Annotated in this window: 8 protein-coding genes and 1 pseudogene; 2 read left to right on the top strand and 7 right to left on the bottom strand. The window is 70.9% G+C overall.

Features of this window, described 5'->3' with window-relative positions; all coding sequences use genetic code 11:
- Positions 1-723 precede the first annotated feature (723 nt).
- A pseudogene (gene trpS, locus ABZY57_RS30460) lies at positions 724-1,641 on the top strand (tryptophan--tRNA ligase); the annotation flags it as partial.
- 27 nt (positions 1,642-1,668) lie between these two features.
- Here trpS and proC read toward each other — a convergent pair.
- The 6 genes from proC to ABZY57_RS30430 all read right to left on the bottom strand — a co-directional run bounded on the left by proC (position 1,669) and on the right by ABZY57_RS30430 (position 5,549).
- A complete protein-coding gene (proC, locus tag ABZY57_RS30455) occupies positions 1,669-2,478 on the bottom strand; it encodes a pyrroline-5-carboxylate reductase (RefSeq protein ID WP_266956141.1) in 810 nt (269 codons plus the stop codon).
- Between the two features lie 126 nt (positions 2,479-2,604).
- Positions 2,605-3,342, bottom strand: coding sequence for an ABC transporter permease (locus ABZY57_RS30450; protein ID WP_356517399.1), 738 nt, complete (start codon positions 3,340-3,342; stop codon positions 2,605-2,607).
- Complete coding sequence (locus tag ABZY57_RS30445) at positions 3,339-4,175, bottom strand: ABC transporter ATP-binding protein (RefSeq protein WP_356517397.1); 837 nt, start codon at positions 4,173-4,175, stop codon at positions 3,339-3,341. Before ABZY57_RS30445 ends, ABZY57_RS30450 begins: the two co-directional genes overlap by 4 nt.
- Before the next feature lie 86 nt (positions 4,176-4,261).
- On the bottom strand, positions 4,262-4,711 hold the full coding sequence (locus ABZY57_RS30440; RefSeq protein WP_356517404.1) for a hypothetical protein: 450 nt from the start codon (positions 4,709-4,711) through the stop codon (positions 4,262-4,264).
- Positions 4,712-4,873: 162 nt separating this feature from the next.
- Positions 4,874-5,161, bottom strand: a complete 288-nt coding sequence (locus tag ABZY57_RS30435; RefSeq protein ID WP_356517402.1) for a peptidase — start codon at positions 5,159-5,161, stop codon at positions 4,874-4,876.
- An 85-nt stretch (positions 5,162-5,246) separates the two neighbouring features.
- Positions 5,247-5,549, bottom strand: a complete 303-nt coding sequence (locus ABZY57_RS30430; protein WP_356517395.1) for a peptidase — start codon at positions 5,547-5,549, stop codon at positions 5,247-5,249.
- A 106-nt stretch (positions 5,550-5,655) separates the two neighbouring features.
- Here ABZY57_RS30430 and ABZY57_RS30425 point away from each other — a divergent pair, with 106 nt between their 5' ends.
- The gene (locus tag ABZY57_RS30425) at positions 5,656-7,764 is read left to right on the top strand and encodes a serine/threonine-protein kinase (protein WP_356517393.1); all 2,109 of its coding nucleotides are present in this window, start codon (positions 5,656-5,658) and stop codon (positions 7,762-7,764) included.
- 82 nt (positions 7,765-7,846) lie between these two features.
- Here ABZY57_RS30425 and ilvD read toward each other — a convergent pair whose 3' ends face one another.
- Entirely contained in the window at positions 7,847-9,700 is a 1,854-nt protein-coding gene (ilvD, locus tag ABZY57_RS30420) for a dihydroxy-acid dehydratase (RefSeq protein WP_356517391.1), read from the bottom strand.
- Positions 9,701-9,877 lie beyond the last annotated feature (177 nt).

Below are 9,877 nucleotides of genomic sequence, written 5' to 3'. Positions count from 1 at the left end.
TGGCACGCTGTTGAGTTCTCAAGGAACGGACGCTTCCTTTGTACTCACCCTCTCGGGCTTTCCTCCGGGCTTTCGTTCTCGCGTTTCCGACTCTACCAGAGTCAGTCTCGCTTGTTTTCCGCCTTCCAGTTCTTCGCTTTCGCGTTTCCCTTTCCGGCGAGTTCGACTCTATCAGATCCTTTCGGGCCTGACTCCCAGTCAACGGGATTTGCCGTTCGGGCTGTTGGGCCCTTGCGACGAGTGAGACAGTAGCGGATTCCTCGCCCCCGAACCTAATCGGCGGCCGCGTCCGTGAACGCGGATTCCTCATTCGCAAATACGCATGAAAACGGGACGACAAAGTGAGTCGTTCGTTCGAATGTGTGGTGCGGGATGGCTGTCCGGGGACCGACCGGGGTCGGATGCTCACTTCGGACAACTCGAAGAACCTTACGGATCCGGCACAGGTGTGTCAACCCCAGGCTGACCCGACCCGCAGGGCAGGCAAACCTGACGCCGTCCTCACCCCTCAGGGTCTAACCTCTCCCCCATGACTACGCGTGCGCTCACGCTCGACCTTCGCTGGTGGGCCGCCTGACGGCGGCCGACCATCCACACGAGCACGCACGCGCTCGACGGCCGCCGATTACGGCGGCCGTTTCTGTTTCTCCCCTCCCGGGAGTGGCTCGGTCGCCCGACGCGGTGGCGTCGACGCCCACACCGACACGAGCAGGGAGCAGGGACATGACGAGGATCTTCAGCGGGGTCAAGCCGACGGGGCATCTGACGCTGGGGAACTACCTGGGGGCCGTACGGCAGTGGGTGGCCGCCGAGCAGGAGCCCGACGAGGCGCTGTTCTGCGTGGTCGATCTGCACGCCCTGACCGTCGAGCACGATCCGGCCCGGGTGCGCCGGCTCAGTCGGCAGGCGGCGACGCTGTTGCTCGCCGCCGGGCTGACTCCCGAGAAGTGCACGCTGTTCGTGCAGAGCCACGTGGACGAGCACGCCCGGCTGTCCTACCTGCTGGAGTGCACGGCTTCGGACGGGGAGCTGCGGCGGATGGTGCAGTACAAGGAGAAGGCCGCGAAGGCGCAGGCCTCGGGGGAGAGCGTGCGGCTGTCGCTGCTCACCTATCCCGTGCTGATGGCCGCCGACATCCTGGCCTACCGGACCGATGAGGTGCCGGTCGGTGAGGACCAGCGCCAGCACGTCGAGCTGACCCGGGATCTGGCGGTGCGGTTCAACCAGCGGTACGGATACACCTTCACCGTCCCCAGGGCCACGCATCCGGTGGTGGCGGCGCGGGTCATGGACCTGCAGGACCCGACCTCGAAGATGGGGAAGTCGGGGGACGCGGGGCCCGGGGTGGTGTTCATCCTCGACGAGCCCGAGGCCGTGCGGAAGAAGGTGATGCGGGCCGTCACCGACAGCGGGGACGGCGGGGTCGTCTACGACCGGGCGGAGCGGCCCGGGGTGGCGAACCTGCTGGACGTCCTCGCCGCGTGCACCGGGAGCGAGCCGGAGAAGCTCGCGGACGGGTACAGCGGGTACGGGGCGCTCAAGCGGGATGTCGCCGACGCCGTCGTGGAGCTGCTGCGGCCGGTCCGCGTACGGCACGCGGAGCTGGCGGCCGATCCGGGGACCGTGGAGGCGGTGCTGCGCGCGCGGCCCCGTACCGGCCGGCCGGTGTCAGCTGTTGCCGGAGGCGAGCTCGCGGCTGCGGTCGCGGGCCGCTTCGAGGGCGGCGATCAGGGCGGCTCGTACGCCGTGCTTCTCCAGCTCCACGATCGCGTTGATGGTGGTGCCGGCCGGGGAGGTGACGGCCTCGCGGAGCTTGACCGGGTGCTCGCCGCTGTCGCGGAGCATCACGGCGGCGCCGACGGCGGCCTGGACGATGAGGTCGTGGGCCTGGGCGCGGGGCAGTCCGAGGAGGATGCCGGCGTCGGTCATGGCCTCGACGAGGTAGTAGAAGTAGGCCGGGCCGGAGCCGGAGAGGGCGGTGGCCGCGTCCTGCTGGGATTCCGGGACGCGCAGGGTCTTGCCGACGCCTCCGAAGATCTCCTCCGTGTGCGCGAGGTGCGCGGCGGTGGCGTGGCTGCCGGCGGAGATGACGGACATGGCCTCGTCGACGAGGGCCGGGGTGTTCGTCATGACGCGGACGACGGGGGTGCCCTGGGCGAGGCGCTCCTCGAAGAAGGAGGTCGGGATGCCGGCCGCGCCGCTGATGACGAGGCGGTCGGCGGGGACGTGCGGGGCGAGCTCTTCGAGGAGCTTGCCCATGTCCTGCGGCTTCACGGTGAGGATGAGGGTGTCGGCGCGCTTGGCGGCCTCGGCGTTGGTGACGGCCTCGACGCCGTAGCGGGTGCGCAGCTCCTCCGCGCGTTCCGGGCGGCGGGCGGTGACGAGGAGCTTGGAGGCGGGCCAGCCGCCGCGGATCATCCCGCTGAGCAGGGCCTCGCCGATCTTGCCGGTACCGAGGACTGCGACTGTCTGGGTCATGCCCGATTCACCTCGCCGAACTGTTGGTGCGTGTACGTCGTCTGCGTGGCCATCCTTGCACCCGGGCGGGGCGCGGCGATGTCCTGTCCGGACTGCGGTCAGGCCGTCCGGGTCGGCGCATCGCGGTCAGGGCGTCCGGCGGCGGAGGGTGGCGGCGCCGAGGGCGAGGACCAGGAGGGCGCAGCCGGCGACGACGACGGCGTCGCGGACGAAGTCGGCGGACATGTCGGTGTGGGTGAGGACCTGGCTCATGCCGTCGACGGCGTAGGACATGGGCAGGACGTTCGAGGTCGCCTCGAGGACGGGCTGCATGGTGTTGCGGGCGGCGAAGAGGCCGCACAGCAGGAGCTGCGGGAAGATCACGGCCGGCATGAACTGGACGGCCTGGAACTCGGACGCCGCGAAGGCGGAGACGAAGAGGCCGAGCGCGGTGCCGAGCAGGGCGTCGAGCAGGGCGACGAGCAGGAGCAGCCACGGGGAGCCGATGACGTCGAGGCCGAGGACCCAGAGGGCGACGCCGGTGGCGAGCAGGGACTGGACGACCGCCATGGCGCCGAAGGCGAGGGCGTAGCCGGCGATGAGGTCGCCCTTGCCGAGGGGCATGGCGAGGAGGCGTTCGAGGGTGCCGGAGGTGCGTTCGCGCAGGGTCGCGATGGAGGTGATCAGGAACATCGTGATGAGCGGGAAGATCCCGAGGAGCGACGCGCCGATGCTGTTGAACGTCCGCGGGCTCCCGTCGAAGACGTAGCGGAGCAGGACCAGCATCAGTACGGGCACCAGCAGTATCAGCGCGATGGAGCGCGGGTCGTGGCGGAGCTGGCGCAGGACGCGGGCGGCGGTGGCGGTGGTCCGGGCGGTGCTCATCGGGTGCTCCCGTGGGGGGCTGCGGCGGTGGGGACGGTTGCGTTCGCGGCCTTGGCTTCGGCGTTGGCTTCGGCGTTGGCGGCGTCGACGAGGTGGAGGAAGGCCTCTTCGACGGTGTCGGTACGGGTCCGGTCGAGCAGGGCGTCGGGGGTGTCCTGCGCGAGGATGCGGCCCTCCCGCATGAGGAGGAGGTCGTGGCAGCGCTCGGCTTCGTCCATGACGTGGGAGGAGACGAGGAGGGTGGCGCCGCGGGTGGTGGTGATCTCGTGGAAGAGGTTCCACAGGTCGCGGCGCAGGACCGGGTCGAGGCCGACGGTCGGCTCGTCGAGGACGAGGAGCTCGGGGCTGCCGAGGAGGGCGACCGCGAGGGAGACCCTGCTGCGCTGGCCGCCGGAGAGGTTTCCGGCGAGGGCGGTGGTGTGGGTGGTGAGGTCCACGTCGGTGATGGCCCGGGTGACGGTCTCGTGGCGGCGCTCGGCGGCGGCGCGGCCGGGGTCGAGGATCGCGGCGAAGTAGTCGAGGTTCTGCCGGACGGTGAGGTCGTCGTAGACGGAGGGCGCCTGGGTGACGTAGCCGATGCGGGAGCGGAGTCCGGGGTGGCCGGCGGGGTGTCCGAGGACGTCGAGCGTGCCGGTGACGTGGGCCTGTGTCCCGACGACGGCGCGCATCAGGGTGGACTTTCCGCAGCCGGAGGGGCCGAGGAGGCCGGTGATGCGGCCGCGGGGGACGTCGAAGGAGAGGCCGTCCAGGACGGTGCGGGGGCTGCGGCCGGTGCCGCGGCGGACGCTGAGGTCCTCGGCGTGGACGGCGGCGGCCGCTCGGTTATTCATCATGTGATGAATAATGCTCCCGGCTGTGCCTCGGCGCAAGGCTGGGGCAGTGCCGGGGCCACTTCCCGCCGGGTTCGCTTCCCGCGGGGCTACTTCTTGCGCTTGGGGCGGCGGGCGGCCGGGTTGCCGGTACGGGAACTGCGCCGGCGATTGAATTCGGCCGAGGCGCGCTCGTACTCGGTGCGGCGCAGCTTCTCGCCGGGTGCCTCGACGAAGCAGCGCAGGAAGTACGCGATGAGGCTGCCGATGAAACCGATCGCCTTCAGCCCCTTGAGGGCCGTCTCGTCGGAGGAGGGGGCCGGCCGGCGGCTGAAGGACTCCCAGGTCTTGACGAAGGCGATGGAGCTGGCGATCGCGAAGAGGACGACGACCGAGATGCTGAGGAAGGCGCCGACGTTGCCGATCTCCAGACCCTCGTAGGAGAACCGGAGCAGGAAGGCACTGATGACGGCGAGGGTCAGCGCGATGAGGGCCGCGCCGACGCGGCGTGCGCCGTAGCCGCCGTCGTGGTTCACCCAGGTGGTGCCGAAGAAGCGGATCGGCTCGGGCTCGGGGCCCGTGGGCTGCGCCTGGGCCTCGGCGGCCGGCTCGGCGGGGGTCTGGTCTCGCTGGTCGTCGCTCACACCAGCGATTATCCCCCGCCGGGCGGCCTCGGCCCGGGGTGTCTCACGGGGCGGGCCGTGGGATGGACCGGATGGACCTCAGGCGCAGCGGGTGGCGACGTAGCCGTCGCTGCCGGTCTTCACGTACGTGTCGGAGACGAACTCGCCGTTGCCGATGCAGTCCCAGATGTCCGAGGTGCCGTACGGGCCCGAGACGTTCGTTCCCTCGCACTGGCATCGGATGGAGACGTAGGCGCCGAGCGGCAGCACCCGGATGACCCCGTAATTGGTGCCGGGTCCTCTGCGGACGTTCACGCGGTAGCCGGGCGCGACCGGGAACGTCGGGAACCCCGACCCCGCAGCGGCTTCACCCGCACCCGCGAGCATCACAGCCGGAACTGCGGCGATGACGGAGCTTCCCAGGCCGAGCATGCGGCGTCTGCTGATCATCTTCTTCTCCCCCTCCGTGCCGTCAGCCGCAGCGGCTGGTGATGTAGCCGTCACTGCCCGTCTTCACGTAGGCGTCGGAGATGAATTCGCCATTGGCGATGTTGTCCCAGATCGTCGTCGTGCCGTAGGGCCCGGAGACCTTCGTGCCCTCGCACTGGCAGCGAATGCCGACGGAGGCGCCCAGCGGCAGCACCCGGGTCACCGAGTAGTTGGTGCCGGGCCCGCTGCGGACATTCACGCGGTAGCCGGGCGCGACCGGGAACGTCGGAAATCCCGACCCCGAGGTGAGGCCTTGGACTTGGCTTGAATCGCTCTCAACGGACATGCGAAAACTCCCCCCTACAGCGTTGCACTGCGCAACTCGCGCAGGGTAGCAGGACCTTGGAGATTCGCACGGGCCATCGACTAGGCTCCGGCGGGGGTGGTGAGCGGTGCGTGCACAACGTGCGGATTACGCGGGTTTCCCGGAGTACGCCGGGCAGTACCGGCTCGAGTCCGTGCTCGGTTCGGGCGGCATGGGTGTGGTCCACCTGGCCACCTCCGAGTCGGGGCTGAAACTCGCCGTCAAGATCGTGCATCCGCAGCACGCCGTGGACCCCGAGTTCCGGGCCCGGTTCCGGCAGGAGGTCGCGGCCGCGCGGCGGGTGAGCGGAGCGTTCACCGCGCCCGTCGTCGACGCCGATCCCGATGCCGAACGGCCTTGGATGGCCACGCTGTTCATCGATGCCCCGACGCTCTCCGAGCGGGTACGGGACCAGGTGCTGGAGGCCCGGGAGCTGGCGCGGCTCGCCGCCGGGCTGGCGGAGGCCCTGCGGGACATCCACCGGGCGGGGGTCGTGCACCGGGATCTGAAGCCCAGCAATGTGCTCATGGCCCCGGACGGGGTGCGGGTCATCGACTTCGGGATCTCGCGGCCGGCCGACAGCGATCTGCGGACCGAGACCGGGAAGCTGATCGGGACCCCGCCCTTCATGGCGCCGGAGCAGTTCCAACGGCCGCGGGAGGTGGGCACCGCGGCCGATGTGTTCGCCCTGGGCGCCGTGCTCGTGTACGCGGCGACCGGTCGGGGACCCTTCGACTCGGACAGCCACTACCTCGTGGCGTACCAGGTGGTCCACAGCGAACCCGACCTGACCGGCCTGCCGGAGCGGCTCGCGCCGCTGGTCGCGCAGTGCCTGGCCAAGGATCCGGCCGAGCGGCCGAGCGCAGACACACTGATCGCGGCGCTGCGGGCGGTGGCGTACCCGACGGACCAGGACACGCAGGCCTTCGTCCCCCGGCCGCGGCAGCCGGTGGCCGACGAGGAGGTCACGCACCGGCGGGAGTGGGTCGCCACCCCGGCCAAGGCCCCGGAGCGCAGACGGCGCACCCGCGTGGCCGTCGCGGCGGGGGTCGGGCTGCTCCTGGCGGGTGGAGCCGTAGCCGGCTCCGTATGGTCCGCGCCAGGCGACGAGCCACCGAAGCGGCTCACCGCCACGGGTACACCCACACCACAACCGTTCCGGCCGTGGTCCGTGCGGCTGGGTGAGCGGGGTACGGCTTGTTCCTGGCAGGCCGCGGCCCTGTACTGCTCGGGGCCCGGATCGACGGTGGCCCGCCTCGCCCCGGCGGACGGATCCGCGCTGTGGACCGTACCGGCAAGGGCACCGGGCGCCTCGACGGCGAGTGACGATGCCCCCCTGTTCGGGGCTGGGCTCGTGTTCGTGGTGGGGCAGGGCAGCGAGCTGCTACAAGCACTGGATGCATCGACCGGTGCAGAGCGCTGGAGACGAAACCTCCCCGGAGGTTCACACGTCGTGCCCGTCGGAGCGAACGTCGTGATCGCCACAGTGAACGGATCCCTCACGGCAGTGGACGCGACGACTGGTTCCCCGCGCTGGACGAAGTCGCTCGGCCGTGTGGGTTCGGTCTGGTGGGGTGGACCGGAGGAGTCCTCCCGACCGGTGCTCTACGGCGCGACGCCGACCGCCGACGGCAAGTCGACCCAGCTTTCCGTGGTGGACCCGGGGAGTGGCGCACTGCGCTGGCAGACCCGGACAACTGGGATCCTGCGGCCGGTCGGGGTGGCGGGCAGCGGGATGTACCTGCTGGACTCCGATACGGAAGGCAGGACCAGCGCGGTCGTACGGGTGGACTTGGGCACCCACGCCGTGACGCGGGTACGGCTCCTGACGCCGCTCTACGAGGCGCAGGGGACGGTGGGGCCGGACGGAGTCGTCTACGTCTTCGGAGCCCCCGGCGCGCTGGCAGCGGTCGGCCCGGCCAAGGAGAAGTGGCGGATGGAGACCGGCTTGGCGGGGGCCTCCCGACCGGTGTTCGCCGACGGGCACGTCTTCCTGACCGCTCCGGACGGGAGGCTGCTGGCCTTCGACGCGGCCGGGGGAAAGCCCGCAGGCCAGACCAAGCCGCGGATGGGCACCGGGAAGGACACCTTCGCGGCGAGTCTGCCCGCTCCCGTGGTCGGGGACGGGCGGGTGTACGCGTCGGCGCCGGACGGGAGCGTGTTCGCGGTGGCGGCGGGGGATCCCGCGGCCTGGTGACATCGGGCGGCTTCGGCCCGTAGGGGGGAACGCGGACGGCCCCGTCCGGTGTCGGACGGGGCCGGGCCGGTGGATCGCGGGGTCAGCGCTCCAGGAGGCTGACGTCGCGGACCGCGCCCTTGTCGGCGCTGGTGGCCATCGCGGCGTAGGCGCGCAGGGCCGCGGAGACCTTGCGCTCGCGGTTCTTCGGGGCGTAGACGCCGCCCAGGGCCTCGTGGCGGGCGGCCAGGGTGGCTTCGTCGACCAGGAGCTCGATGGAGCGGTTCGGGATGTCGATGCGGATGCGGTCGCCGTCCTCCACGACCGCGATCGAGCCGCCCGAGGCCGCCTCCGGGGAGGCGTGGCCGATGGAGAGGCCCGAGGTGCCGCCGGAGAAGCGGCCGTCCGTGACCAGGGCGCAGACCTTGCCGAGGCCGCGGCCCTTGAGGAAGGACGTCGGGTAGAGCATCTCCTGCATGCCGGGACCGCCGCGCGGGCCCTCGTAGCGGATGACGACCACGTCACCGGCCTTGATCTCCTTGCGGAGGATCTTGTCGACGGCCTCGTCCTGCGATTCGCAGACCACGGCCGGGCCCTCGAAGGTCCAGATCGACTCGTCGACACCGGCGGTCTTCACGACGCAGCCGTCGAGCGCGATGTTGCCGCGCAGGACGGCGAGGCCGCCGTCCTTGGAGTACGCGTGCTGGACGGAGCGGATGCAGCCGCCCTCGGCGTCGAGGTCGAGGGTGTCCCAACGCTCGGACTGGGAGAAGGCGGAGGCGGAACGCTGGCAGCCGGGGCCCGCGTGCCACAGCTCCATGACCTCCTCCGGGGCCGTGCCGGAGCGGGCGTCCCACTTCGCGAGCCACTCCTCCAGGTTGGCGGAGTGGACCGTGGTGACGTCCTTGTTCAGCAGGCCGCCGCGGTGCAGCTCGCCGAGCAGGGCGGGGATGCCGCCGGCGCGGTGGATGTCCTCCATGTAGTACGTGCCGCCGGGCGCCACGTTCGGCGCGACCTTGGCGAGGCACGGGACCCGGCGGGAGATCTCGTCGATGTCCGTGAGGTCGTACTTCAGTCCGGCTTCCTGCGCGGCGGCGAGGAGGTGCAGGATCGTGTTCGTGGAGCCGCCCATGGCGATGTCGAGGGCCATGGCGTTCTCGAAGGCCTGGCGGGTCGCGATGTTGCGGGGCAGGACCGACTCGTCGTCCTGCTCGTAGTAGCGCTTGGTGATCTCGACGATGGTGCGGCCGGCGTCCTCGTACAGGGCGCGGCGGGCGGTGTGCGTCGCCAGGACCGAGCCGTTGCCGGGGAGGGCCAGGCCGATGGCCTCGGCGAGGCAGTTCATCGAGTTGGCGGTGAACATGCCGGAACAGCTGCCACAGGTCGGACAGGCGTTCTCTTCGATGCGCAGGACGTCTTCGTCGGAGACGCTGTCGTTGGAGGCGTCCACCATCGCGTCGATCAGGTCGAGCTTGCGGACGGTGCCGTCGACGAGGGTGGCCTGGCCGGCCTCCATCGGGCCGCCGGAGACGAAGACGACCGGGATGTTGAGGCGCATGGCGGCCATCAGCATGCCGGGGGTGATCTTGTCGCAGTTGGAGATGCAGATCAGCGCGTCGGCGCAGTGCGCCTCGACCATGTACTCGACCGAGTCCGCGATCAGGTCGCGGGAGGGCAGGGAGTACAGCATGCCGCCGTGGCCCATGGCGATGCCGTCGTCGACCGCGATGGTGTTGAACTCGCGGGGGACGGCGCCCGCGGCCAGGATCGCGTCGGAGACGATGCGGCCGACCGGGGCCAGGTGGGTGTGGCCGGGGACGAACTCGGTGAACGAGTTGGCGACCGCGATGATCGGCTTCCCGATGTCCGCGCTCGCTACGCCCGAGGCACGCATCAGGGCACGTGCGCCTGCCATGTTGCGGCCGTGGGTGACGGTGCGGGACCTCAGCTCGGGCATCGGATCTCTCCCCATGTGTGCGGTGACGCGAGCGCCTGCCGCGACTGTGGATATGGCTCGGTTACGAGGCTACGCCCCCTGCCCGCGATCCGGACGCCCGGTGCCGGTAGGCGGGCCGGGGGGGCAGTAAAAGGGCCCGCGGGCGGGGGGTAACCGGGGGCGGGCGCGGGGGCCCCG

This window comes from Streptomyces sp. NPDC006450 (assembly GCF_040612195.1).
Lineage (GTDB): Bacteria > Actinomycetota > Actinomycetes > Streptomycetales > Streptomycetaceae > Streptomyces.
The sequence above is the reverse complement of the archived record's forward strand: the minus strand, read 5'-3'. Positions and strand labels throughout refer to the sequence as shown.

Bases quoted from the DNA above. Each gene is read 5' to 3' on its own strand.
- ABZY57_RS30430 (WP_356517395.1), bottom strand. From the start codon at position 5,549: ATGTCCGTTGAGAGCGATTCAAGCCAAGTCCAAGGCCTCACCTCGGGG.
- ABZY57_RS30450 (WP_356517399.1), bottom strand. From the start codon at position 3,342: ATGAGCACCGCCCGGACCACCGCCACCGCCGCCCGCGTCCTGCGCCAG.
- ilvD (WP_356517391.1), bottom strand. From the start codon at position 9,700: ATGCCCGAGCTGAGGTCCCGCACCGTCACCCACGGCCGCAACATGGCA.
- ABZY57_RS30445 (WP_356517397.1), bottom strand. From the start codon at position 4,175: ATGATGAATAACCGAGCGGCCGCCGCCGTCCACGCCGAGGACCTCAGC.
- proC (WP_266956141.1), bottom strand. From the start codon at position 2,478: ATGACCCAGACAGTCGCAGTCCTCGGTACCGGCAAGATCGGCGAGGCC.
- ABZY57_RS30435 (WP_356517402.1), bottom strand. From the start codon at position 5,161: ATGCTCGCGGGTGCGGGTGAAGCCGCTGCGGGGTCGGGGTTCCCGACG.